Raw genomic sequence first — 24889 nt, 5'->3', positions numbered from 1 at the left:
TTAAAACCACTAAAATGAAAAGAATGAATTTTTTATCAATGGCAGGTTTCGCACTGTTAACAATGGGTGTCTCATGCGATAAATTAGATGATTTTATTGGAGGAGGGCATCAGGAAGAGCAGGTGCGCGAACCATTGATAATTGCGCATAGAGGAGCGCAATCTATTTATCCAGAGCATACGTTAAAGGCGTATGCTAAGGCTATTGAAATGGGGGCTGACTATATTGAGCCAGACTTTGTAATGACAAAGGATAGCTTTTTGGTAGCAAGACATGAGCCTTTTATTTCTGGTACAACAAACGTTGCTGATTTACCTGAATTCGCCAGCCTTAAAACCACTAAAAATCTCGATGGAAAAGAAATAACGGACTGGTTTGTTTCTGATTTTACTTTAGAGCAAATCAAGAAATTGAAAGCCAAGCAGGCTCGTTCTGATCGTTCTAGTCAGTTTGATGGAATGTTCGAGATTCCAACAATAGATGAAATCATTGCTTTGGCTAAATCAAAAAAGACCCTAAAAGGAAACGATGTTGGTCTTTATCCAGAAATGAAACATCCTTATTTTCATAACCAAATAGGTCTCGCTATTGAAGATGCACTATTAGCTAAGTTATCAGAAGCAAAATTAGACTCGTATGATTCGCCTGTTTTTGTGCAGTGTTTTGAGGTTGCGCCTTTACAATACATCAATTCAAAATCAGACGTTAAGTTGGTACAATTAATATCGACATATAACGTAAATACTGACGGTTCTTTAGATTATAATGTGCCTGAAGGTGATTTTATTTCATACGCAGCGCCTTTTGATTTTTATGCCAATGGAGATGCAAGATCTTACGAGTATTTTTCTACAGAAGAAGGTATGAATTTTGTATCATCTTATGCAGATGGTATTGGTCCTTGGAAACCTTTTATAATTTCGTTTACAACGGATGAAAGCGGAGCTATTTCTGTGCTACCAAAAACTAATTTTATTGAGTTGGCCCATAAATATGATTTGCAGGTACACCCATATACTTTTAGAAATGAAGATGAGAAGTGGAGTAGCGGAGATGCGGAAAGTGAGTACCACCTTTTCTTTGATGCAGGTGTAGATGGTGTCTTTACAGATTACACAGACGAAGCTGTAAATGCCATAAAAACTTGGGAAGGCCCAGATAAAAAGTAGATTTATCGATACATTTAGATATAAAAAAAACGCCCGAACCAATTGGTTCGGGCGTTTTACATTATGTTAACAACAAAAAATCTTATAATTAAAGCTTAGCAGATTTAACTGTTTTGATAATTCTACCAGCAATCTTGTATGGATCACCGTTAGAAGCAGGTCTTCTATCTTCCAACCAACCTTTCCAGCCTTGCTCTACTGTAATAATTGGAATACGGATAGAGGCACCTCTATCAGAAATACCAAAGCTAAAGTCAGTAATTGAAGCAGTTTCGTGAAGACCAGTCAAACGTTGGTCGTTAAATTCACCATAAACTGCAATGTGTTCTTTTACAACTGGGCGGAAAGCTTCACATATTTTCTCGTAAGTCTCTTTAGAACCACATGTTCTTAGAACCTCGTTAGAGAAGTTAGCGTGCATACCAGAACCGTTCCAGTCCATATCTTTACCTAATGGTTTTGGGTGATAATCAATATAGTAACCATATTGTTCTGTTAATCTATCTAAAAGGTATCTAGCTACCCAGATTTCATCACCAGCTTTTTTAGCACCTTTAGCGAACAATTGAAATTCCCATTGTCCAGATGCAACCTCTTGGTTAATTCCTTCAAAATTTAAGCCAGCATCAATACAAAGGTCAGCGTGCTTTTCAACAAGTTCTCTACCGTGTGTGTGTAAACCACCTACAGAGCAGTAGTACATTCCCTGTGGAGCAGGGTATCCACCAATAGGGAAACCTAAAGGAAGTTGTGTTTTTGTATCCATGATAAAGTATTCTTGTTCAAAACCGAACCAGAAATCATTATCATCGTCATCAATACCAGCTCTACCGTTTGAAACGTGTGGAGTACCATCAGCATTTAAGACCTCAGTCATTACTAAAAAGGCATCTCTACGTGCAGGATCTGGATATATAGCAACTGGTTTTAATAAACAGTCAGAAGACCCGCCTTCGGCTTGTCTTGTTGAGCTTCCATCAAAAGACCACATATCGCAATCCTCTAATTTTCCACCAAAATCGTTTACAACTTTAGTTTTGCTACGCATGTTCTGTGTGGGGAAATATCCATCCAACCAGATGTACTCTAATTTAGTTTTGCTCATAATTACGGTAATTAATTTTAAATTTAAAGACGAACAAAAATATGTTTTTTACTGAATTATACTAATTTTTAGGGGGGTAAATATGAAAAAAATGAGTATAATTTAATATAGCCCCATTTTTAATGGGGTATTTTATGGTAAGTTGATTATTTTAAGTTTTTATTATTAAATCGTTAATCCTTATTTTAGCCGATAAAAATAAAGTAAAAGTATGTCTAGACAGCGATTTGATGCTATTGCCGAGAGTAGAAAAAGAGACCGCGTAAGCGTAGATGAACAGGGGCGTAGGTCAGAGCTTTTTGCGAACAATGTATTTAATAGTGAACGCATGTTGCAATACCTTACCAAAGATGCTTTGGCAAGTGTGCAGGGCGCTATTTTTTCAGGATCAAAAATCGATAGAAAAATAGCAGATCAAGTAGCCGAAGCCATGAAAGGTTGGGCTATTGAAATGGGTGCTACGCATTATACTCATTGGTTTCAGCCACTTACTGGGGCTACCGCGGAGAAACATGACGCCTTTTTTGATTTAATGCCAGATGGTAGGGCTTTGGAGAAATTTGGAGGTGGACAATTGGTACAACAAGAACCAGATGCTTCTAGTTTTCCCAGTGGTGGGATCCGTAATACATTTGAAGCTAGAGGATACACTGCATGGGATCCAACAAGTCCAGCTTTTGTATATGATACTACCTTGTGTATACCAACAATATTTGTTTCATATACGGGTGAAGCCTTAGATAATAAAGCACCTTTATTGCGTGCTTTAGGCGCTGTTGATGAAGCTGCAACGGCCGTAGCTAGATATTTTGATAAAACAGTAGTAAAAGTAAATGCCACTTTAGGTTGGGAACAAGAGTATTTCTTGGTAGATAAGGAGCTTGCTTTTTCTAGAATTGATATTAGTTTAACGGGGCGAACGCTAGTTGGGCATTCAGCGGCGAAGGGTCAGCAGTTAGATGATCATTATTTTGGGGTAATTCCATTACGGGCCATAAACTTTATGAAGGAGCTAGAGGTAGAGTGTATGCGTCTTGGTATTCCGTTGAAAACAAGACATAACGAGGTAGCTCCTAATCAATTTGAATTGGCTCCTGTTTATGAAGAAGCAAATTTGGCGGTAGATCACAATTTGCTTTTGATGGATGTTATGGACCGTATTGCGGATCGGCATCATCTTAAAGTTCTTTTTCATGAAAAACCATTTGCAGATATTAATGGCTCGGGTAAGCATAATAATTGGTCCTTAGCTACGGATACGGGTGTAAATTTATTGAGCCCTGGTTCTACGCCAATGAAGAACCTTCAGTTTTTGACGTTTTTTATAAATACAATCAAGGCTGTTGATACCTATGAAGAATTGTTGCGATCGTCTATTGCATCAGCAGGTAATGACCATAGATTGGGTTCTAATGAAGCACCACCAGCCATTTTTTCCATATTTGTAGGTAAACAGTTAAGTAGTGTTTTAGATGAATTAGAAGGTGTGTCCAAAGGGAAACTGTCACCGGAAGAGAAAACAGAACTGAAACTAAATGTTGTTGGTAAAATCCCTGAAATTTTATTAGACAATACAGATCGTAATCGTACTTCTCCTTTTGCGTTTACTGGGAATAAATTTGAAATGCGAGGTGTTGGATCAAAGACCAACTGTGCAAAACCAATGACCATTCTAAATACAATTGTTGCGAAACAGTTACAAGAGTTCAAAAAGGAAGTAGACGCGTTGGTAGATAAAAAGAGTCTTAAAAAAGATGAGGCTGTTTTTAATGTGCTACGTGAATATATCAAAACTTCAAAACGTATTCGTTTTGATGGTGATGGATATAGCGATGAATGGGAGAAAGAAGCAAAACGAAGAAAATTAAGTAATAACAAAAATACGCCGCAAGCTTTACAAGTTTTGACCTCAAAAGAGAGTCTAAACCTTTTTGAGTCTATGGGCGTTATGAGTGAAAAAGAGGTTGTAGCGAGACAAGAAGTTGAGCTGGAAGCCTATATTTTACATATCCAGATTGAGGGTAGAGTATTCAATGAATTAGTGTACAATCATATAATTCCTTCAGTAATAGAATACCAGAATATTTTGATTAAAAATGTTTTGGGCCTAAAAGAAATTTATGGTGCCGTACACAGAAAATTGACAGATGGCCAGTCGGGAATTATTGAGCAAATTGCTGAGCATGTCACAGAGCTTAAAAAGCAGACAGATGCTATGATTGATGCTAGAAGAAAAGCAAACAAGCTTACCGATACCCATAAAAAAGCATTTGCTTACTGTGATAATGTAAAACCATATTTTGATGAAATACGGATGCATTGCGATAAATTAGAAAGACTAGTAGATAACCGCTTTTGGCCATTAACTAAGTACCGCGAGTTGTTGTCTATTAAATAAGTGTAAACTAGGTGCTCTATCAGCTACGTTTTAGATAACAATTAGTTGAGAGGCGCAAATATTGGTCAAAGTGGTGTAAGGCAGTGGTGAAAAGTTATACTAAGTAAAGAATATTATAAATATTCTCAATATGCATAGTACCTTAAAAAAATACCTTTTCACCCTGCTTTTTTTATTTTCTATTTCTCTTTTCTCTCAAGGAGCGTGGACGAAAGCAAAAAACGAAGCTTACGTTCAATTATCTTATTATAATATAGCCGGTTATTCAGGTATCTATGGAAATCCGGATTATAGAACCGAGCGTAAAATAACAGATAACACTCTTCAACTTTTTGGTGAATACGGTATTACTGATAAGACTACTGTTCTATTAAGTCTACCTATTAAAATGATAAAAGCTGGCGATGTAGTATTATCTGATGCTGGCATACCTATTACTTCAGATGGTTCTGAAACTGCTTTAGGTAATTTGGTTGTTGGGGTAAAACATCAACTTTATAATAATAAATGGGTGATTTCCGGTCAATTTAATGTTGAGGCCAACACCGGAAACTATTTTGAGGCATCAGGACTTAGAAGTGGGTATGATACATTTACATTATCTCCAAAACTGAATATTGGTAGAGGTTATGATAATTTCTTTATTCAAGCATCTACAGGAGTTGATATTCGTTTTAACGACTATAGTTCAAATTTTAGAGCTAGTGCTGAAGCAGGGGTAAAACCTATAAAACGACTTTGGTTAATTGGTTTTCTTGACTTTTCAACCTCTTTTGAAAATGGAGATGTTATACTTCCCGAAGCTAATTTGGCTACTGGATTGTATCTTAACGATCAGGAGTATGTTGCTTATGGTATAAAGGGTATAGTTGAGATTACAGAAAAGTTTGGAGTGCTAGCTAACTACACTTCAGCAATTTCTGGAACCAATGTGCCTAAAAGGGCTGTTGTTGGTGGAGGTATTTATCACAAATTTTAATCTACTTGAGAACTTTTAGAAAGTTTTTTTCGTCAAGCTATGATTATTCGGTGAATACCTTATTTTTGCCCAAAAGCCACAATAATGAGTTCGTCTACTAGTGAAAGATATAGCCAAAGAGGTGTTTCAGCCTCAAAAGAAGATGTGCACAACGCCATAAAGAATATTGATAAGGGACTCTTTCCAAAAGCGTTCTGTAAGATTGTGCCAGATTATTTAACGAATGATGAGGATTATTGCTTGGTGATGCATGCAGATGGTGCCGGAACAAAATCGTCATTGGCTTATATGTACTGGAAAGAAACGGGAGATTTATCCGTTTGGAAAGGTATTGCTCAAGATGCACTTATCATGAACATAGATGATCTTATCTGTGTTGGGGCTACGGATAATATTATGCTTTCTTCTACTATAGGGCGTAATAAGAACTTGATTCCCGGTGAAGTAATATCCGAAATAATTAATGGAACAGAAGAGCTAATCAAAGATTTGGCGGCGCACGGTTTAACAATCCGTTCTACAGGCGGCGAAACGGCAGATGTGGGTGATTTGGTACGTACTATTATTGTAGATTCTACAGTTACCGCTCGTTTAAAGAAGGAAGATGTTATAGATAACGCCAATATAAAAGCAGGAGATGTTATTGTTGGTTTGGCCTCATTTGGTCAAGCTACTTACGAAAAAGAATACAATGGAGGTATGGGTAGTAACGGACTTACCTCTGCCAGACATGATGTGTTCTCTAAATATCTTTCGGAGAAATATCCAGAGAGCTTTGATGCTTCCGTGCCAGATGATTTGGTGTATTCAGGTAATACAAAATTAACTGATAAGATTGATGATGTTCCTTTGGACGCTGGTAAGTTGGTATTGTCGCCAACACGTACTTATGCGCCTATTGTAAAGAAAATACTTAATAAATATTCTTCTGAAGATATTCATGGTATGGTGCACTGTAGTGGTGGTGCGCAAACCAAAATTCTACATTTTGTAGATGAGCTTCACATTATAAAGGATAATCTTTTTCCTGTTCCACCGCTTTTTAAATTAATTCAAGAACAGTCCGGTACAGACTGGAAAGAAATGTATCAGGTTTTTAACTGTGGCCATCGTCTTGAAATTTATACAAATGAAACTGTAGCCAAAGAACTTATTGCTATTTCAGAAAGTTTTGGCGTGGATGCTCAAATTGTGGGTAGAGTAGAAGCTAGTGCTTCTAAAAAGCTAACAATTGAGAGCACTTATGGCAAGTTTGTTTATTAAAAGCATACGAATCGATTCAATACTTCGTTTTCTATAGTAAACCTCAGTACTATGGAAAGAAAACAGTTCTTAAAAACTTTAGGGGCCAGCGCGGCTTTTGCACTCGCTTTTCCATGTTTGCATGGTTGTTCTAATGATAGCAAAGAAGATGAGGGAGCGGAAGGAAATACCCCCGTGCCTACCGGAATAGATTTTACTCTAGACTTAAGTGATCCCGAAAATGCAAAACTTGCTAATAATGGCGGATTTGTATTGAAAAATTTAGTGGTGGTAGCTAAAAACTTGGAAGGAGAATTTGTTGCTGCTAGCCAAGTTTGTAGCCATCAAGGTTATGAGGAAGTACGTTTTGTGGATTTGGATGGTGGTATATTTTATTGCGATGTGCACGGATCTCGTTTTGAGCAAAATGGCACGCCAATCAATAAAGTAGATGGGGCAACAGCAAAAACATTGAAGATTTTTAAAACTGAATTAACTGATAATATGTTGCGCATTTTTGAATAAATGGCACCGAATTTGTTTTAGTCTAGATATGAAGAAGATTATATTTTTATTTTGCATGAGTGTTGTCACCTCTCTTTCTGCCCAAGATTGGCAGGAAAATTATGCAGAAGCTCAGGCTTTGGCAAAGAAGAACGATAAGAATTTACTATTGGTTTTTGCCGGGTCGGATTGGTGTGCCCCTTGTATAAAACTAGAAAAGACAATTTGGGAATCTGAAGAATTCAAGAAATTTGCTGAAGCCGATTTAATACTTTATCGAGCTGATTTTCCAAGAAAAAAAGCAAATAAACTTAGTGAAGAGCTAACCGCCCAAAATAACGGCTTAGCCGAAAAATATAACTCTCAGGGTCATTTTCCTTTAGTAGTTCTGTTGAATAAAGAGGCTGAGGTCTTAGGGGAGACGGGTTACCTCAAACTCTCTCCTAATGAATATATAACACATTTAAAATCTATGTTTTAGTGAGAATAGTATTTTACATACTTTCTTTTTTTTTCTTATCCAGTGGCTTTGCCCAGGAAAAGAAACTAGTAACTGTACATAAGGCTATGGAACTTATGGGTACACGGTTTGATATTACCGTTGTATCTGGTAATGAAGATTTAGGGTATATAAATATTGAAGAGGCTACAGCGGAAATCCTTCGTATAGAAAATATGATTTCTGCATGGAACCCAGATTCCGAAACTTCATTGATAAATAAAAATGCTGGTATCAAGCCCGTAAAAGTAAGTATGGAGTTGTATATGCTTATTGAACGCGCCAAACAGATTTCTGAAATTACGGATGGTGCATTCGATATTTCTTTCGCTTCCATGGATAATATCTGGAAATTTGATGGTTCTATGAAGGAAATGCCTAGTCCTGAAGATATTCGTGAGTCGATTAAAAACGTAGGTTACGAAAAAATTATTTTGAACCCTATAGAGAGAACAGTGTATTTGAGTCAAAAGGGCATGAAGATTTCTTTTGGAGCAATTGGTAAAGGCTATGCTGCAGATAAAGCTAAGGAGTTTCTTGTTTCTAAACAGGTTTTGGGTGGTATTATCAATGCTGCAGGAGATTTAACTACTTGGGGAACAAAAGCAACAGGAGAAAAATGGTTAATTGGTATAGCGAATCCATTAAGTGAAGAAAAGATTTTTTCTTGGTTACCAGTTGTCGAATCTTCAGTAGCAACCTCTGGAAATTCTGAAAAATACGTCACTTTTGATGGAGTTAAATACTCCCATATTTTAGATCCTAGAACTGGTTATCCTTCTACAGGAATTAATAGTGTTTCTGTTTTTGCAAAGAGCGCAGAACTTTGTGACGCTTTAGCAACAGCAGTATATATAATGGGCAAAGAAGATGGGTTGGCTCTGATAAATCAATTGGGTGTTACCGAAGTTATTTTGATTGATGCTGATAATAAGGTGTATAAGAGTAGTGGTATTCTATTGAGTGAAGAACCTAAATAACCTCAATTTTCGAATAATTGCTTCATTAAGAAAGATACCCTTCATTCTTTAAATCTTTTTTGGAGCTTATCGGTTTACAATATCCTTCTTTTAATAAGTAAATGGTGTCGCTTATTTCCATAATTTCTTGGTAGAAATGGTCTGTAATAATTATCGTGCAATGTTCCTTTTTTCTTTGAATAATCTGTTTTATTTTTTCCACGTAGATAGGAGCTATAAACGAAAAAGGTTCATCTAGTAAAATTATTTTTTTATTTGAATTAAGTACCAAATATGTCTCTATTACACGAAGTTCGCCTGAGCTTAATTCGCTAATTCGGTTTTTTTTATATTTTTCGAAGGAAGGAAAAATAGTAATAAATAAATGCCATTCCACATTGAAATAATCGAACGCTGCATGTATTTTTAGTCCAGTCGGCAGTAATTGATGCTGCGGTAAATAGGCGACCTCTCCAGTTTTATATAATTTCTTCTTTTGATAAACTCCATCAATTCGCACATTGGAATATTTGGAGGAAAGACTTCCGAACAAGATGCGCAGTAAGGAAGTTTTTCCACAGCCGTTTCTTCCAAGAATTCCGGTTATTTTTCCTGTTTCAGCCTTAAGGTAAATACCGTATAGAATACGTTTATGGTTAAAGCTTAGTTCTATGTTGTCTATTTCAAGTTTCAAAATAGATTTAAGATTTTAATGATTATTAGGGTTAGAAAGCTGTCCGTAATAAAAGAGGTCAAAAATAAACGAGTGGTAGAAATACCAAAATTTTTATAGAAAATCAGTTTTTTAGAAGAGAGTCCTGAAAAGGTGAATGCAAAATATAAGAGTAGTGAAATGAACTTTGCTATCAGAACTTTTGTAATAAGGCCATTTGTGCCAGAAGATTTAAGTAGGAAATACTGAATTAGCGTAATGGCAAAGGAAAAAGCTAACAAAGATCGATAGAAAAGAAAGAAAAGGGGATATCGTAGACGGAAAATGCTTTTTATCAAAACCAAGGTATATCAATAAATGTACAAATTTGTCGTAAATTCGCAACACAAGTGATGTAAGATAATGATAGATAAACTTAATATTGTTAAGCAGCGTTTTGATGAGGTTTCTGACCTTATTATTCAACCGGATATTATTTCGGACCAGAAACGTTATGTAGGATTGACCAAAGAATATTCCGATTTAAAAGAGCTTGTAGCTAAACGTGAGCAGTACTTAGAGCTCATGAGCAACATTGAAGAGGCGGAAGAAATTATAGCGGACGGTAGTGATGCAGAGATGGTAGAAATGGCCAAAATGCAGCTAGATGAAGCAAAAGGGGGTATACCTAAAATAGAAGAGGAAATTAAATTAATGCTCATACCTAAAGATCCTGAAGATGCCAAAGATGTGGTAGTTGAAATTAGGGCTGGAACTGGTGGAGATGAGGCTAGTATTTTTGCTGGGGATTTATTTCGCATGTATACCAAGTATTGCGAAGGCAGGGGCTGGAAAACTAACGTTATAGATTTAAGCGAAGGTACCAGTGGTGGTTATAAAGAAATTCAGTTTGAAGTAAGTGGTAAGGATGTTTATGGTACCCTTAAGTTTGAGGCAGGTGTACATCGTGTGCAGCGTGTACCTCAGACAGAAACCCAAGGTAGAGTGCACACCAGTGCCGCAACCGTAATGGTACTTCCTGAGGCTGAAGATTTTGATGTTCAGATAGATCCAAAAGATGTGCGGATAGATTTTTTCTGTTCTTCAGGCCCTGGTGGTCAGTCTGTGAACACCACGTATTCTGCAGTACGTTTAACACACATTCCTACGGGATTAGTTGCGCAATGTCAAGATCAAAAGTCACAGCATAAAAATAAAGATAAAGCCTTTAGGGTATTGCGCTCACGTCTGTATGATCAAGAACTTGCTAAAAAGCAAGAAGAAGATGCAGCAAAACGTAATTCTCAGGTAAGCAGTGGTGACCGTTCAGCTAAGATTAGAACGTACAATTATCCACAAGGTCGTGTAACGGATCACCGTATTGGGTTGACTCTTTACGATTTGCAAAATATTATTGATGGTGATATTCAAAAGATTATCGATGAGCTTAGTTTCGTGGAGAATACCGAAAAACTAAAAGAAGCTTCCGAGATTTTTTAACGAACCTATTTTATAGAAACTTAATTATAGCCGTAGCTTCTCTATGACTACTGAAGAACTTGTTGCCCAGATTAGAAAGAAAAAATCATTTCTATGTATTGGTCTTGATACCGATTTAGAAAAAATTCCGGCGCACCTTCTTGGTGAAGAAGATCCAATATTTGCTTTTAATAAAGCTATTATTGATGCTACGCATGATATTTGTGTGTCGTACAAGCCTAATATAGCTTTTTATGAAGCGTATGGTATTAAAGGATGGCAGTCCTTAGAGAAGACTATTAAATATATTAATGCTAACTATCCGGAAATATTTACAATAGCAGATGCTAAGCGAGGTGATATTGGTAATACTTCCACGCGTTATGCAAAAGCATTTTTCGAGGATTTAGAGTTTGATTCTGTTACTATAGCCCCATATATGGGTAAAGATTCGGTTGAACCATTTTTGGCTTTTAAAGATAAGCACACCATATTATTGGCATTAACATCTAATGTTGGTGCTTTTGACTTTCAAACGAAATTGATAGACGGTAAGGAATTGTACAAAACGGTACTGGAGACTTCAAAAACCTATACTAATTCTGAAAATCTAATGTACGTAGTAGGTGCAACCAAGGCAGAGTACTTGAAGGATATTCGGAAAATAATTCCTAAAAGCTTTTTACTGGTGCCAGGTGTTGGCGCACAGGGAGGAAGTCTAAAGGAGGTTTGCGAAAACGGTATGAGTGAAAATGTAGGTCTTCTTATAAATTCTTCAAGAGGAATAATATATGCCTCAGCAGAATCGGATTTTGCGGATGCAGCAAGGCTTAAAGCTTTGGAGCTACAACATCAAATGGCCGAACTTTTATAATTTTCGAAGAAACTACTTCATCATATTTTCTAGAACTCTTTGAATCTTCTCGGCTTTTTGCTCGAAAAATTCAACCAATTTAGCATCAGTGTACTTCATGTCACTGGCTTTGTTCAAAAAGGTCTGATACTGATACTCTAAAAGCGAAATCACGTTTCTGTTTGATGTGATCGGAGTAACTGTTCCTACTTTGCAATACTGATTTTCCATAATTATAAATACTTTACTACAAATATACGGACGGAATCCAACTTTGGATCTCGATATTCGCTGTAGATAGCAAAAATTAAGTTGAATTGATGATTTATTAACAGTAACTAAATACAAAGCTTGCGAATCTCGTTTAAGACTTGTTAATAACTCTTTTTTTCTTGCAGTTCTGTCAAATCGTTTTTCGTTAAAATGATAAGAAATCAATAATCTCTTTCAGGGCGCTTAGGGAGTTGTGGGTCGAATTCTTAGTATTCTTTGATTTTTGTTGAATTTTTCGTTGTCTAACATCTTTGTGGATTATATTTTTTGGTCAATGCAATAATGGATCAAAAGATTTAATACATTGCAAGGTTCCCAAATGGGAGAAAATAATAGAACACTTGCTGAATTACGTTACATATCTAAATCAAGAATCAGATTCTTGGGTCACCTTCGTTCATGGAGCCGGAGGCAGTTCTTCTATTTGGTTTAAACAATTAAGGGAGTTTAAAAAACACTTTAATATTTTATTACTAGATCTTAGGGGTCATGGTGATTCACAACCAGGCTTAAAAGATGCCTTTGATGATAAATATACTTTTGACTATATCACAGAAGATATCTTAGAGGTGTTGGATTATCTTAAAATTCAAAAATCTCATTTTGTAGGTATTTCCTTAGGTACTGTACTTATCAGGAATTTAGCTGAAAAATATCCTGGCCGTGTGGAGAGCATGGTATTGGGGGGTGCTATTATTAGGTTGGATATGCGCTTTAGGATTTTAATGGGCTTTGGCGGTCTTTTCAAATCACTTGTTCCTTATATATGGCTTTACAAGCTTTTTACTTTTGCGATAATGCCAGATGGCAATCATAAAGAGTCTAGATTACTTTTTGTTCGTGAAGCAAAACGAATGTATCAAAAGGAATTTGTAAGGTGGTATAAAATGGGCTCGCAAATAAATAGACTCTTACGCTTTTTTAGAGCTGGGGATATTAATATTCCTACACTATATGTTATGGGTGGTGAAGATTATCTTTTTCTTCCTTCTGTAAAGAAAATGGTTCAGAAACAATCACAATCTAGTTTGTTGACTATTGAGCATTGTGGTCATGTAGTTAACGTAGAACAGCCCCAACTATTCAATAGGTTTGTTATAGATTTTGTGGCTGACGTAGATAGAGGATAATAAACTTCAAGTAAATACCGTGAGGAATCTTCTCCTTTCGAAATCAGAGTTTATCAGTATTTCAAAAAAAGAATATAAAAAAACCGGTGCTCCCACCGGTTTTAAACTAACTAACTCAAAAATTACTAACTCAAAAAATTCAGTATCACAATCTCTAATTTAAAATGATCAACAAGGTCTTAGAGATTGGTAGCCGTTAAAGACTACTTATGAATTTAACGGGTTAATTTTCAAGTTATTGTAAGGTTAATACAAAATATTTATTTTTAATCCTGTAAGCTAAAAACACGTCTTAAAAGATCAGTTGTTCTAGAGCTTGCGTCGTTTCTAATTTCTTTTTCTTCTACGGCAATCATCGTGAAAACACCATTAAGTGCTTCTTGCGTAACGTAGTCAGTTAAGTCTGGGTTAACCTTCTTCGTAAGCGGTATGTTATTGTATTTTGTAATGAGGTTGCTCCAAATTTTATCGGCACCTACTTTGCTAAAAGAATTCTTAATAACCGGATTGAATTTAGCATAAAGTTGCGTTTGTGTAGCTGAAGTCAAATATTGAGTAGCAGCATTGTCGCTTCCTAATAAAATATTCTTGGCATCACTAAATGTAATTCCCTTTACTGCATCAACAAAAATAGGAGTAGCTTCACCAACAGCATCTTCAGCGGCTCTGTTCAATACCTTAAGGCCTTCATCGGCTAAACTACCAAGTCCAATGTCACGAAGAGTTTTATCTACTTTCTGAAGTTCTTCAGGGAGAAGTATTTTTACGGCTTCATTTTTTAGAAAACCATCTTCTTTGGTTAGTTTGCTTACTTGACTTTGAATGCCTTTATCTAGCGCTTCTCTAAGTCCCGCAGCAATTTGGTCATTGCCTAGGGCAACGCTTCCTTGAGGTAATTGATTTACGACCTGTTGAAGTTCGTGACATGAATTTAAGCTCAATGCAAGAAATAATATAACCAGTTTTTTCATAACTTTTTTAAAATTTAATATTGAGAAAAAAGAGCAGCTTATTAGGTACAGGTATTCTCTGTAACTAAGGACCTTGAACACTTCTTTCTATGTCTTAGGATATACTACGAAAAAATTACTGTCTTATTGTTGTAGACCATAGTCTTTCTAAGAATATGTAGCTTAACTGCTCTTGAAAGCACAATTTTCTCTAAATCACGACCTTTGGCAATAAAATCTTTTATACTATTGGCATGCGTTACCGTAGTAACATCTTGCTCTATAATAGGCCCTGCATCCAATTCTTCGGTAACATAGTGACTTGTGGCTCCAATAATCTTTACACCACGTTTAAAAGCCGCGTGATAAGGTTTGGCGCCTGCAAATGCCGGTAAAAATGAGTGGTGAATATTTATAATACGATTGGGAAAGTTGCTTATGATTTTTGGACTTACAATTTGCATGTAGCGAGCTAAAACAATAAAATCGACTTCATATTCATTTAAAAGCTCCAATTGCTTCGTTTCAGCTTCCGCTTTGGTATCTTTTGTTACCGGTATGTGGTAATAAGGAATGTTAAACTGGTCTGCAATAGGTTTAAGGTCAGGGTGGTTACTGATAATAAAAGGAATATCAACTTCAAGCTCACTAGAGTTAAATCTACTTAAAAGGTCGTATAAACAATGGTTGTATTTAGATACAAAAAGTGCCATCTTGGGTTTTACGCCCGCCTCGTGCATACTCCATTGCATGTTGTATCTATCGGCAAGTTCTCTCTGAAATTCTTGCTTGAATGTCTCAGTGGGAAAATTTGAATCTTCAAAATCACTATCCAAACGCATGAAAAATACGTTGGTTTCTTTGTCTACATGTTGGTCAAGATAAATGATGTTCCCTTTATGTTGATGTATAAAGTTAGTGGTAACACTTATGATTCCCGCTTGATCGGGGCAATGAATAAGAATAGTTGTTTTCAAAATAGATAATTTAAAATCCAAAATTAGAACTTTAAACTAACAATTTTAGTATATCGTAAATTTAAAACAAAATGAAGAGGAGGCTGTTTAATTTAAATTACTGGTGCCCTCAGTCAGGGAAAGAATTTCGCCATTTCTTAAAAGAACGTCTAAAGATTTTTATTTCTTTTCTCAGAAGGTTCAGGTATTCTTTTTCTTTTACCCCATCATTTTCTAAGCCGTTACAGTAAGAATTAATATTACGAATCATAATATTAATGAAGCTCGCACTTTTCATCCGCTCTAAATGACATCCACTAATTTCTGCGGAAGCAATCTTTTTAGGAATAAGAATAGCGTCCGTTAATAACGAATTTGCAATAGTATCTCTATGGCTATTAGATTGATAGAGATTCATAAGGTCTTTGTTCAAAGAAACGTACGAAGCAATCTCCCTACTCATATGGCAGAGCTCTAAAGCTTTTTTGTAGACCGGTAAGGCCCGAAGATTATCGTAAGACATTTTTCTATTACTAAGAATTAGGATTATTAAAGTTACGGCCAGTTTCCAAGTTTTACCTTTAGAATCGAAAGTGATTTCATATATTAGCTTTGGATAACAAGCTATTTACGAATTTTAGGCTCGAAAATGAATATAGACGATTTAAACTGGAAAATACTCAAACTTCTTCAGGCAAATGCTCGCGAAACCTATGTGGATATTGGTAGGCAGGTAGGGCTTACTGCACCTGCTGTTGCAGAACGTATAAAGAAGATGGAAGACTTGGGTATTATAGAAGGTTATAATACAAAAGTTTCGCATGCTAAAACAGGACATCATCTTAAAGCTATTATAACTTTAAGAGCTTTTATGGGTAAACTAAAACCTTTTTTAGAAACCGTTAAGACCTATAAAGAAGTGGTGAATTGTTATCGTATCACTGGGAATGAGAATATTGTTATGGAGGTTGTGTTAAAAGACCAGTTTCATTTGGAACGATTTATAGATAAACTAATTCAGTATGGTGAGACGCGTACCCACATTATACTGTCCAACGTAGTATCAAGTGCGCCAATAGGAAAGAATCCCTTTTAGAGAGGAACTACCGGTATAATAATCCCGTTGCCCGAAATTTCTAAATAAGTACTAAAAACCTGTAAAGAGTTTCTTATATTTAACTTTCAGGCTTTCTGGAATCACGCTATTGAAAATGAAAATATTAGGGTTTTTAGTACTATTACTGTCGTCTATTGGGCTCAGGGCTCAGATAAACGTTGATGTCACCACTTATTCGGTAGAAGAGTTAGTGAAGGATATTCTAATAAATAGTAATTGCGCAGAAACTGGCAATTATACTTCAAAGACCGGTAGCGCAGAAGGTGTGAACGGTATTGGTTATTTTGATGCTAATAGTTCTGACTTTCCTTTTGAAGAGGGTATTGTTCTAAGTACAGGTAGGGCTAAACTGGCTGAGGGACCTAATGATGATATTCACAATTCAGGAAGTGACGAATGGCTTGGTGATGCCGAATTGAAGTCTATTACGGGGTCAGATTTACTTTTCAACGCATCTTATATTCAATTTGACTTTGTTCCTCAAACCAATAGTATCAGTTTCAATTTTTTATTTGCATCCGAAGAGTATCAGGAAAATTACCAATGTACTTTTGGGGATGTTTTTGCATTTATATTAACCGATTCAAAAGGTGTTTCCACAAACTTGGCTGTAATTCCTAATAATAAATTGCCTGTTAGTGTTACGACTATTAGGCCTGGAGTGACAGGGGAGTGCAATAGTAAAAATCTTTCCTATTTTGATAAGATTAACGGAGATGATTCAGCAATATCTTTTCATGGTCAGACTGTTAGTATGACAGCGGAATCTTTAGTGGTGCCAGGCGATTCATATACTATTAAGTTGGTAATAGCGGATAATCGTGATTCTCAAGTAGACTCGGCAGTTTTTTTAGAAGCGGGAAGTTTTTCTTTAGGGTATGATTTAGGAGATGATAGAACTGTGGCTAGCGGAAACCCTGCATGTGTTAATGAAACCATAGCTTTGGATGCTACTGTTGTAGGTGTTGATGATTATGTATGGTTTAAAGATGATGTTGAAATTGCAGCTTGGTCAGGACTATCTACTGTAGATGTTACTGAAGGCGGCGAATACCGTGTAGAACTCGTTTTTTCTGAATCTTGCGTTGCTACTGGAACTTTAGAGGCAGATTTTATTCCTGTTCCTGTTAATATTGACGAGCCAGATTCGTTAATTTTTTGTAATGTAGATGGTGGTGATGGTAAGATAGTGGATCTTACCGTTAATGATAAACTAATACTTGGTGCACAGGACTCACAAATCTATCAGGTTACATATTACTCGTCGTTAGAGGATGCCGAGGCTTTTCAAAATGCAATAGAAACTCCCGAAGCGTATGAGATAACAAATGCATCCGAGACTTTTTTTACTAGAATATCATCTGGAAATAGTTGTTATGAAACCTCTTCTTTTGAGGTAGAGTTATTAGGGGTGGATTTTGAATCAGGATTAGAAGAAGAGTATATCCTTTGTTTGGATTCTAATGGAGATACAATAGACCCGCTACCAGTTTTGAATACAGAACTGTTAACTTCAGAATATGGTTTTACATGGTATAAGGACAGTATTTCTCCGGAAAACTTAATAACGGGAGCAATAGATGCTTTTTATACGGCAAATGAAGAAGGTACCTATGTAGTAAATCTTCTAAATAAAGAATTGGGTTGTCAATTTTCGTTGTCTACCCAAGTAGTTACTTCCCCACAGGCAGAAGTTTTTGAAGTAGTGTTTGTTTCCGACCCTTTTACGGATAACAATACCATAGATATTATGGCCGAGGGAGATGGCAGTTATCTCTATAGTGTTGATGATTCAGATTTTTCTTCAGGAAATAGATTTGAAAATCTAACAGCAGGAGAGCATACCGCTTTTGTAACGGATATTCATAACTGTAGTACACTCTCAAAAGAATTTACAGTAGTAGATTTTCCACGGTTTTTTACACCTAATGGAGATGGAGATAATGAAAGATGGTCTATAGTTGGTTTTGCAGGTATGGAAAATCCTAATGTAAGTATCTATAACCAATATGGAATGTTGTTATTTCAGTTGAACGGAAACGATAGTTGGGACGGCACTTTTAACGGAAAAATAGTTCCGTCAAATGATTATTGGTTTAGGGTGGAATACACCAAAGACGGAGAACGAAAAGAATTCAAGAGTCATTTTTCTTTAAAAAGGTAATAGCCTTTAACCTTGTTTAGAAATATCAAACTTTATTTTCAGTGTTATTTATTAAGTTTTACAATGTAAAATGTATAAAAACACAAACTTTCTGTAGGAGAATGCTCGCTAATCATTAATTTTAATTCATGGACTTGGAAAAAATTAATGAGTACGCTCAGATTGCTACGGATAAGGTAATATTTTACGTACCGCGAATTTTCTTAGCGGGACTTATTTTATGGGTCGGCTTTAAGATTGTCAAAAAAATAGTTGAACTCGTAGGTAAAGCCTTAGAAAAGACTGGGTTTTCAGAAACCTTACGCCCTTTTTTGTCATCTATAGTAGGGGTGCTTCTAAAAGGTACTGTGCTATTTGTTATAGCCACCGTGCTTGGTGCAGATCTAACAGGTTTGTTTGCAATACTTGCCGCAGCTGCTTTTGCTGTAGGTATGGCTTTGCAGGGAAGTTTGGGTAATTTTGCTTCTGGTATATTAATTCTAACGCTCAAACCTTTTAAAGTAGCAGATTGGATACAGGTAGAGGACAAGTTTGGCAGGGTGGTTGAAATTGGTATTTTTAGTACAGATGTACTTACTCCTGGTAATAAAATATTGATTATTCCCAACTCAATGATAACAGAATCTGTAGTAACGAACTACTCAGAAAAAGGGATGATTAGGCTGGAGTTGGAGGTTACCATGCCTTATGAAGAAAGTTTTCCAAAAGTAAGACAGGTTTTAGAGGAAGCTCTAAAAGAGGTTTCAAAAATACTTCCTGAGCCTGTGCCGGAAATTGGTATTGTAGATTTTGACTCCCATAATGTACAATTAATTGTGCGGCCCTATGTATTGCCAGATGATTTTTGGGAAGTAACCTTTAGTGCCAATAAGGCCATAAAAAAGGCCTTTAGCGCACATGATATTAAAGTGGCTTACTCAGAAGGTGTTGAGATAGGTAAAATAGGAGAGTAGTCTTGTCTCCCTATTAATTTATGGAACATACTTCTAATAAAGATCTTTAGGTACCGGCCGTTTGGCTAGATTTTTGATGATTAAATTTTATGAAAAGAATACTACTGTTACTGGCATTTAGTGCTACGTTTATTGGTTCTGCACAAAATATTACATTAAAAAAAGGTGTGGTAATAGATTCGTTAGTAGTCAACGATACCGTTCCCGAAACATTTTCCTTGTATCTGCCAAAGAAATTTGATGTTTCTAAAACTTGGCCGGTTGTATTTGTTTTTGATATGAACGGTAGAGGCAAACAATCTTTAGCCATGTTCAGTGCTGCTGCCGAAGAACAAGGGTATGTACTTGCAGCTTCCAATAACATTAGTGATACACTATCTATTTCTAAAAATATACTAATTACAAGTAGAATGTTGAATACAGTGACTACTATGTTACCTATTAGAAAGAACGGTATATACACGAGCGGTTTTTCTGCAGGTGGCCGGTTTTCTACTCTAATTCCTACTTTTATAAAGGGTGTGGAGGGCGTAATTGCTTGTGGCGCGGCAGTAGCTAATTTTGAGGTGCTTACCAGTAGAAATCCATTTCACTTTATTGGAGTTGTGGGTGATGAGGATTTCAGTTATTCGGAAATGTTGACTGTAGAAAAAGTTCTGAGCAGAATGAAATTTCCTAACCAGTTATTGGTTTTTAATGGTGGACACGAATGGCCTAAAACAGAAGATTTGAGTTCCGCTTTAAGACTTTTGACATTAGCGGCTATGGCAAAAGGAATTGTGTTAAAAGATGAAGCATATGTAGATGCAAACTACACAGCAGATTTAGTAAAAGTAAATAGGTTGTATACTGCAAACAAGCCTTTGTTAGCCGATAACTGGTTAGAAGAGATGTCTGAGGTATACCAGCCTTTTATATCTTTAGATTCTATAAAAGAGAGTAGAAAGGCAGTGCGAAGAAGCCGATTATTTAAAAATAAAAATAGAACTCAGAATGCACTTTCTTTAAAAGAGAGCTTAATAAAAGAGGAATATAATTATTATTTGGAGGAAGATATTCTTACCTATAATTACAACAATTTAGGATGGTGGAAGTACCAAATGGAAGAGCTTCAAAAATTTCAAAAAAATCCAGAAGTACTCCAGCAAAAAATGGGGAAACGTTTGGAGGGTTATGTCAAAGCATTAGTCTCCGATAACGTGGATGTGCTAAGTGCAGAAGACCCGATTGATGGAGAGGCCTTGAATTTTTTATGGATGTTAAAGACAGTCATTGAGCCAGATAATTTTGAAAGTTATCTGAAAATCATATCCTACACAGCCAAAACTGATGATTATGGTACAGCTCTTTTTTACTTAGAAGAACTTCTTAAAAAAGGATATAAGAATCGTAGTGAGTTATACGCGCTAGAAAATACAGCATTGCTTCGCATAACACCAGAATTTAATGAATTGGTAGAGAAATATCTGAAAGGAGCTCGCTACTCTATTATTGAAGAGTAATTGTTGTTATTCCACAATTAGATGTGGGATTTCTGCTAAGTTCCAGTCAATGACCAAGCCTTTTGCTAAAGCATCGGCAACTTCTTTTCCGTATAAATGTTCGCATAAGTAGAGGGCAGCTTCAAAACTTTTAGCACCTCCTGCGGAACTAATATATTTTCCATCATGAACAAATAGAACGCTATCGGCTACTTTTAAGCTGGGAAACATCTTGCGGTATGCTTCAATATCACTAGGGAAGGTGGTAGAGGTTTTTCCTTTAAGAACATCGGCTTTTGCTAAAACAAAGGCACCATCGCAATGGCTTGTCATAAATAACGCAGAACTATCTATTTTACGAACAAAATCAAGCATTACGGTATCCTTCAAATCTGTGTCTAAATGATGTTCTGCACTAGGTATTACCAGAATATCTATTTGTGGTAGCTGGTCTTTGGTATAGTCAAAGTCAGGCAATAAGCGTATACCTTCAAAAGTTGTTATAGGGTCTAATGTGTTGGCCACGGTAAAGGTATTCATGGCTTTTATATTTTCCCGGTATTTGGTATGTTGAAAAATATCGAACGGAGCCGTTAGCTCCGTGTTGAAAGTTCCATCCATAATTAGAAAGGCTACGTTGTAACGGTCAGGAGAAATTTCGGGTACTATTCGTTTTATACCTCCTGTAGTCTTAGGTTGTTCTTTTGGTGTGTTGCAGGAGCAGAACAAAGACAGTATGAGAAATATTGAATAAAGTTTGTTCATTTTTAGTCTTTTATGCTGCAATGTACAATTGGTTCAATTAGGTTAATCACTTTATATTGTATTTTTGTTGCAAAAATTGATTGTATGCGAATTCTTGTTTTGGTTTTTTTCCTTACGGTTTTGGGATGTAAGACCGATAAAAAATATCATGATGCACCTGAAGAAAAGGTAGTGGTTGTTGAAACCGATGCTTTACAGGCTATCTTGGACCATCAAGAAAAATTAAATAAGGAGTTTAAAGACCCGGAAACTTCGCCATTGCCGGATCGTTATCGCAAGAATTTTGAGGTATTGGATTTCTTTGCGCCTGATACTAATTATGTAGTAACGGCCAAGTTTGTTCGTACGCCGGAGGCTTTACCTTTTTTAATGCCCAGTACTACCGGAGATTCTTCTGAGGAAACGGTTTATGGTATAGCCCATTTCACTTTAAATGGAAAAAATAGACAATTAGAGGTGTATCAAAATAAAGAATTGATGCAACAAGAAAAGTTTAGGGATTACCTGTTTTTACCTTTTACCGATGATACCAATGGTGTAGAGACGTATACAGGTGGGAGATATATTGATCTTTCAATACCGGATGGGGATACTATAGTTATCGACTTTAATAAGGCTTATAATCCATATTGCGCCTACAATAAAAAATTTTCCTGTCCTGTCGTACCCAGTGTAAATAATTTGGATACAGAGATATTAGCTGGTGTAAAAGCTTTTGACCCTACTAAAAAATAAAGACCCCAACGTTAAACGTCAGGGTCTTTAAGTAAACTATAAACACTTAACCATTAAACTCTGTTTTTAGAAAGAGTAGACTGCGGCCAATACAAAAGAAGATAAGCTCTTTTGTGCCATTAAGTCGCTATCAAGAAAATATCCAGAATCATCTGAAGCCGTATCTAAACGAAGTTCAGGTTTGATTATTAAATTTCCTATTGTTGCGCTTCCTGTAAGAGTAACAGCAAAAACGCTCGCGTCTGGATCTGCATTGGTGTCAGTTCCGATTGCACCGAAAGCATCGGTTTCAGCAAAATATTCTGCTCTAAGACCAATAGCAAAGTTTTCTGAAGTTGTTAACTGAGGGTAAATTGCTGCACCAGCAAAGCTTCCTGCGCCGTCACCATCAAAATAAGCTGCGTTCAATCCTAGGAAGAAAGAATCAGATAAATCAAATCCACCTGTATAATCAACTTCGTAAGCACCGTTATCAATCAATAGGTTTAAATACTGTCCGCTATATCCTATCTGAGCTCCGTATGTATATTTACCGGTAACATTCAATTCGGTCATATCAGTTGGGTTCATAACTGCTAACATTAAGCTAAAATCATCTGATAAGGCAATATCAGCCTTTAAACCAGTGTGTGAAAACGGACCGTAAGAGAATAAATAAGAAGTACTGTAGTTAAAGTTAGCAACCGGAGATATAACCTCGTAACCTAAGAAAGTATTGAAGTTACCAAAGGTTAAGGTAACAGCGTCACTTACATTCCAGTATGCGTATAATTGATTTACAATATTACCTGTTGCAGAATAAATTGGAGAAGCAAATATGGCATCCGTTCCTCTTGGGCCAAATACTAAATCTGCTACGAAACCAACTTTTTCGCCTTCATAACCTGCAACAAAATTTGCCATACCTAGAGAGAAACCTGGTAAGTTGGCGAATGATGAACCTGGCGCAGCGTTTGGAGCACCATCTGGTGCAGAATTATCTCCGTTTAGATTGGCACGGTAGTATGCATCAACAGAACCAGTAAAAGTAAATGATGGTTTAGTTTCTTCCTCTTCTTCTTCCTGTGCAACAACAGCGGTCGCAGAGAAAAGTAATATTGCTAGGAAAAATAGATTTTTTACGTATTTTGTATTTGTAATCGCTTTCATCTGTATTTTATTTAGTTATCCCTGTTAGGAATGATTTAATTGTAATCTGTGAAGATTTTGAAAGGGTTATATAACGGAGCGTTCTGCAAAACGCTCCGTTTCTAATTAATATATTTAATCGTTTATGAAATCTGGGTAAGCATCCATACCATGTTCATGAATGTCAAGACCTTCGATCTCTTCTTCTTTGCTCACTCTAAGTCCCATTACCGCTTTTAAGGTTCCAAGGATAATAAATGTGCACACTACGCAGAATACACCTACGATCAATACACCGTATAACTGCGTCATGAACTGCTCACCGCCTGCTTTGGCTCCGAAGATACCTACTGCTAATGTTCCCCAGATACCACATACCAAGTGAACTGCAACGGCACCAACAGGATCGTCTAATTTCATTTTGTCAACTAAAGCAACTGCAAAAACAATTAGTATACCTGCTAAAAAGCCAATTACTACCGCTTCGTTGGGAGACATAAGGTCAGCGCCAGCCGTTATACCTACTAGACCACCTAGAATACCGTTAAGGAACATAGTTAAATCTAAATTCTTGTATAATACGGTAGATAGAATCATAGCTCCAAAACCACCTGCAGCAGCAGCTAAACTTGTAGTTACCAATACTAGAGAAGTTAATTCTGGATCAGCTGATAGTACAGAGCCACCGTTAAATCCAAACCATCCTAACCATAGGATAAGTACACCTGCTGTTGCCATTGGAATACTGTGACCAGGTATAGCTTTAGCCTTACCATCTTCGTCAAATTTACCAATACGTGAACCTAATAAGAAGATAGCAACCAATGCTGCCCAACCTCCTACAGAGTGAACTAATGTAGAACCTGCGAAATCATAAAAACCCCATGAGTCTAAGAAACCACCACCCCATTTCCAAGCGCCTACAATAGGATAAACAAGACCTACGTAAATAACTGTGAAAATCATAAAGGCTCCAATTTTAATACGTTCTGCAACGGCACCAGATACAATAGTAGCTGCTGTAGCTGCGAACATACCTTGAAACAAGAAGTCTGTCCACCATGTGTAACCTCCATCTGCATATTCTGGAGTCATTCCGTTTTCAGGAGCTGATATTCCAAAGCTATCCATTGAGAATTTTATAATTCCAGAAGAACCTTCTTCAAATCCTGGGTACATAAGGTTAAAGCCCCATGCGTAGTAAAGTAAAAGTCCACCTGTAATAATAAAGATGTTCTTAAATAATATGTTTATTGTATTTTTTTGTCTTGTAAGGCCGATTTCCAAAAAAGAAAACCCGGTGTGCATGAAGAATACCAAGGCGGTAGCCAACATCATCCAAACGTTATTTGCTGTAAATAATCCTGCGTCCATTTCTATAAAGTTTAGTTATTGGTT

General features: G+C 36.4%; 23 protein-coding genes. 15 read left to right on the top strand and 8 right to left on the bottom strand.

What is annotated here, in order from left to right; all coding sequences use genetic code 11:
• The first annotated feature begins 23 nt into the window (after positions 1–23).
• Positions 24–1169 (top strand): glycerophosphodiester phosphodiesterase, encoded by a 1146-nt coding sequence (locus HW347_RS12940; protein WP_214612252.1) that lies wholly within the window; start codon positions 24–26, stop codon positions 1167–1169.
• An 88-nt stretch (positions 1170–1257) separates the two neighbouring features.
• Here the strand turns inward: HW347_RS12940 and HW347_RS12935 are convergent, their stop codons facing one another.
• Positions 1258–2274, bottom strand: coding sequence for a glutamine synthetase beta-grasp domain-containing protein (locus tag HW347_RS12935; protein ID WP_214612251.1), 1017 nt, complete (start codon positions 2272–2274; stop codon positions 1258–1260).
• Positions 2275–2485: 211 nt separating this feature from the next.
• Here HW347_RS12935 and HW347_RS12930 point away from each other — a divergent pair, with 211 nt between their 5' ends.
• From HW347_RS12930 to HW347_RS12905, 6 genes are all read left to right on the top strand, one after another.
• Positions 2486–4672 carry a glutamine synthetase III family protein gene (locus HW347_RS12930; protein WP_214612250.1) on the top strand — a complete coding sequence of 729 codons (2187 nt, stop codon included), beginning with the start codon at positions 2486–2488 and terminating at the stop codon, positions 4670–4672.
• Between the two features lie 130 nt (positions 4673–4802).
• Positions 4803–5651 carry a transporter gene (locus HW347_RS12925; RefSeq protein ID WP_214612249.1) on the top strand — a complete coding sequence of 283 codons (849 nt, stop codon included), beginning with the start codon at positions 4803–4805 and terminating at the stop codon, positions 5649–5651.
• 84 nt (positions 5652–5735) lie between these two features.
• A complete protein-coding gene (locus tag HW347_RS12920; protein WP_214612248.1) occupies positions 5736–6914 on the top strand; it encodes an AIR synthase related protein in 1179 nt (392 codons plus the stop codon).
• A 51-nt stretch (positions 6915–6965) separates the two neighbouring features.
• Complete coding sequence (locus HW347_RS12915) at positions 6966–7418, top strand: QcrA and Rieske domain-containing protein (protein ID WP_214612247.1); 453 nt, start codon at positions 6966–6968, stop codon at positions 7416–7418.
• Positions 7419–7473: 55 nt separating this feature from the next.
• A complete protein-coding gene (locus HW347_RS12910) occupies positions 7474–7878 on the top strand; it encodes a thioredoxin family protein (RefSeq protein WP_225901927.1) in 405 nt (134 codons plus the stop codon).
• Positions 7878–8876 (top strand): FAD:protein FMN transferase, encoded by a 999-nt coding sequence (locus HW347_RS12905; RefSeq protein WP_317195320.1) that lies wholly within the window; start codon positions 7878–7880, stop codon positions 8874–8876. Before HW347_RS12910 ends, HW347_RS12905 begins: the two co-directional genes overlap by 1 nt.
• A gap of 25 nt (positions 8877–8901) precedes the next feature.
• Here HW347_RS12905 and HW347_RS12900 read toward each other — a convergent pair whose 3' ends face one another.
• Positions 8902–9549: an ATP-binding cassette domain-containing protein gene (locus HW347_RS12900; RefSeq protein WP_214612245.1), complete on the bottom strand. Its 648-nt coding sequence runs from the start codon at positions 9547–9549 to the stop codon at positions 8902–8904.
• Between the two features lie 381 nt (positions 9550–9930).
• Here HW347_RS12900 and prfA point away from each other — a divergent pair, with 381 nt between their 5' ends.
• From prfA to HW347_RS12885, 3 genes are all read left to right on the top strand, one after another.
• A complete protein-coding gene (gene prfA / locus HW347_RS12895) occupies positions 9931–11007 on the top strand; it encodes a peptide chain release factor 1 (RefSeq protein WP_214612244.1) in 1077 nt (358 codons plus the stop codon).
• A 43-nt stretch (positions 11008–11050) separates the two neighbouring features.
• Positions 11051–11860, top strand: a complete 810-nt coding sequence (gene pyrF / locus HW347_RS12890) for an orotidine-5'-phosphate decarboxylase (RefSeq protein ID WP_214612243.1) — start codon at positions 11051–11053, stop codon at positions 11858–11860.
• Between the two features lie 593 nt (positions 11861–12453).
• Entirely contained in the window at positions 12454–13242 is a 789-nt protein-coding gene (locus tag HW347_RS12885) for an alpha/beta fold hydrolase (protein WP_214612242.1), read from the top strand.
• Positions 13243–13508: 266 nt separating this feature from the next.
• Here HW347_RS12885 and HW347_RS12880 read toward each other — a convergent pair whose 3' ends face one another.
• The 3 genes from HW347_RS12880 to HW347_RS12870 form a co-directional block, all read right to left on the bottom strand.
• Positions 13509–14213 (bottom strand): DUF4197 domain-containing protein, encoded by a 705-nt coding sequence (locus HW347_RS12880; RefSeq protein WP_155594456.1) that lies wholly within the window; start codon positions 14211–14213, stop codon positions 13509–13511.
• Between the two features lie 104 nt (positions 14214–14317).
• Complete coding sequence (gene purU / locus HW347_RS12875) at positions 14318–15169, bottom strand: formyltetrahydrofolate deformylase (RefSeq protein WP_214612241.1); 852 nt, start codon at positions 15167–15169, stop codon at positions 14318–14320.
• A 109-nt stretch (positions 15170–15278) separates the two neighbouring features.
• The gene (locus HW347_RS12870) at positions 15279–15671 is read right to left on the bottom strand and encodes a hypothetical protein (protein WP_214612240.1); all 393 of its coding nucleotides are present in this window, start codon (positions 15669–15671) and stop codon (positions 15279–15281) included.
• Between the two features lie 126 nt (positions 15672–15797).
• Between HW347_RS12870 and HW347_RS12865 the strand changes: the two genes are divergently transcribed.
• The 4 genes from HW347_RS12865 to HW347_RS12850 all read left to right on the top strand — a co-directional run bounded on the left by HW347_RS12865 (position 15798) and on the right by HW347_RS12850 (position 20884).
• Positions 15798–16244 (top strand): Lrp/AsnC family transcriptional regulator, encoded by a 447-nt coding sequence (locus HW347_RS12865; RefSeq protein ID WP_155594453.1) that lies wholly within the window; start codon positions 15798–15800, stop codon positions 16242–16244.
• A gap of 115 nt (positions 16245–16359) precedes the next feature.
• Positions 16360–18429 (top strand): T9SS type B sorting domain-containing protein, encoded by a 2070-nt coding sequence (locus HW347_RS12860; RefSeq protein ID WP_214612239.1) that lies wholly within the window; start codon positions 16360–16362, stop codon positions 18427–18429.
• A gap of 128 nt (positions 18430–18557) precedes the next feature.
• The gene (locus HW347_RS12855; protein ID WP_214612238.1) at positions 18558–19382 is read left to right on the top strand and encodes a mechanosensitive ion channel family protein; all 825 of its coding nucleotides are present in this window, start codon (positions 18558–18560) and stop codon (positions 19380–19382) included.
• Between the two features lie 89 nt (positions 19383–19471).
• Positions 19472–20884, top strand: a complete 1413-nt coding sequence (locus HW347_RS12850; protein ID WP_214612237.1) for an alpha/beta hydrolase — start codon at positions 19472–19474, stop codon at positions 20882–20884.
• Positions 20885–20890: 6 nt separating this feature from the next.
• On the opposite strand, the gene HW347_RS12845 is transcribed toward HW347_RS12850, so the two are convergent.
• Positions 20891–21628 carry a DJ-1/PfpI family protein gene (locus tag HW347_RS12845; RefSeq protein WP_214612236.1) on the bottom strand — a complete coding sequence of 246 codons (738 nt, stop codon included), beginning with the start codon at positions 21626–21628 and terminating at the stop codon, positions 20891–20893.
• An 84-nt stretch (positions 21629–21712) separates the two neighbouring features.
• On the opposite strand from HW347_RS12845, the gene HW347_RS12840 reads away from it, so the two are divergent.
• Positions 21713–22363, top strand: a complete 651-nt coding sequence (locus HW347_RS12840) for a DUF1684 domain-containing protein (RefSeq protein ID WP_214612235.1) — start codon at positions 21713–21715, stop codon at positions 22361–22363.
• Between the two features lie 66 nt (positions 22364–22429).
• Here the strand turns inward: HW347_RS12840 and HW347_RS12835 are convergent, their stop codons facing one another.
• Complete coding sequence (locus HW347_RS12835) at positions 22430–23512, bottom strand: outer membrane beta-barrel protein (protein WP_214612234.1); 1083 nt, start codon at positions 23510–23512, stop codon at positions 22430–22432.
• Between the two features lie 114 nt (positions 23513–23626).
• Complete coding sequence (locus HW347_RS12830; protein WP_214612233.1) at positions 23627–24865, bottom strand: ammonium transporter; 1239 nt, start codon at positions 24863–24865, stop codon at positions 23627–23629.
• Between the last annotated feature and the right edge of the window lie 24 nt (positions 24866–24889).

It is taken from the genome of Zobellia barbeyronii, assembly GCF_018603515.1.
Taxonomy (GTDB): domain Bacteria; phylum Bacteroidota; class Bacteroidia; order Flavobacteriales; family Flavobacteriaceae; genus Zobellia; species Zobellia barbeyronii.
Note: the sequence above shows the minus strand (reverse complement) of the source record. Positions and strands in the feature narration are given on the sequence as shown.

Bases quoted from the DNA above. Each gene is read 5' to 3' on its own strand.
- HW347_RS12940 (WP_214612252.1), top strand. From the start codon at position 24: ATGAATTTTTTATCAATGGCAGGTTTCGCACTGTTAACAATGGGTGTC.
- HW347_RS12935 (WP_214612251.1), bottom strand. From the start codon at position 2,274: ATGAGCAAAACTAAATTAGAGTACATCTGGTTGGATGGATATTTCCCC.
- HW347_RS12930 (WP_214612250.1), top strand. From the start codon at position 2,486: ATGTCTAGACAGCGATTTGATGCTATTGCCGAGAGTAGAAAAAGAGAC.
- HW347_RS12925 (WP_214612249.1), top strand. From the start codon at position 4,803: ATGCATAGTACCTTAAAAAAATACCTTTTCACCCTGCTTTTTTTATTT.
- HW347_RS12920 (WP_214612248.1), top strand. From the start codon at position 5,736: ATGAGTTCGTCTACTAGTGAAAGATATAGCCAAAGAGGTGTTTCAGCC.
- HW347_RS12915 (WP_214612247.1), top strand. From the start codon at position 6,966: ATGGAAAGAAAACAGTTCTTAAAAACTTTAGGGGCCAGCGCGGCTTTT.
- HW347_RS12910 (WP_225901927.1), top strand. From the start codon at position 7,474: ATGAGTGTTGTCACCTCTCTTTCTGCCCAAGATTGGCAGGAAAATTAT.
- prfA (WP_214612244.1), top strand. From the start codon at position 9,931: ATGATAGATAAACTTAATATTGTTAAGCAGCGTTTTGATGAGGTTTCT.
- pyrF (WP_214612243.1), top strand. From the start codon at position 11,051: ATGACTACTGAAGAACTTGTTGCCCAGATTAGAAAGAAAAAATCATTT.
- HW347_RS12880 (WP_155594456.1), bottom strand. From the start codon at position 14,213: ATGAAAAAACTGGTTATATTATTTCTTGCATTGAGCTTAAATTCATGT.
- HW347_RS12870 (WP_214612240.1), bottom strand. From the start codon at position 15,671: ATGTCTTACGATAATCTTCGGGCCTTACCGGTCTACAAAAAAGCTTTA.
- HW347_RS12865 (WP_155594453.1), top strand. From the start codon at position 15,798: ATGAATATAGACGATTTAAACTGGAAAATACTCAAACTTCTTCAGGCA.
- HW347_RS12860 (WP_214612239.1), top strand. From the start codon at position 16,360: ATGAAAATATTAGGGTTTTTAGTACTATTACTGTCGTCTATTGGGCTC.
- HW347_RS12855 (WP_214612238.1), top strand. From the start codon at position 18,558: ATGGACTTGGAAAAAATTAATGAGTACGCTCAGATTGCTACGGATAAG.
- HW347_RS12850 (WP_214612237.1), top strand. From the start codon at position 19,472: ATGAAAAGAATACTACTGTTACTGGCATTTAGTGCTACGTTTATTGGT.
- HW347_RS12845 (WP_214612236.1), bottom strand. From the start codon at position 21,628: ATGAACAAACTTTATTCAATATTTCTCATACTGTCTTTGTTCTGCTCC.
- HW347_RS12840 (WP_214612235.1), top strand. From the start codon at position 21,713: ATGCGAATTCTTGTTTTGGTTTTTTTCCTTACGGTTTTGGGATGTAAG.
- HW347_RS12835 (WP_214612234.1), bottom strand. From the start codon at position 23,512: ATGAAAGCGATTACAAATACAAAATACGTAAAAAATCTATTTTTCCTA.
- HW347_RS12830 (WP_214612233.1), bottom strand. From the start codon at position 24,865: ATGGACGCAGGATTATTTACAGCAAATAACGTTTGGATGATGTTGGCT.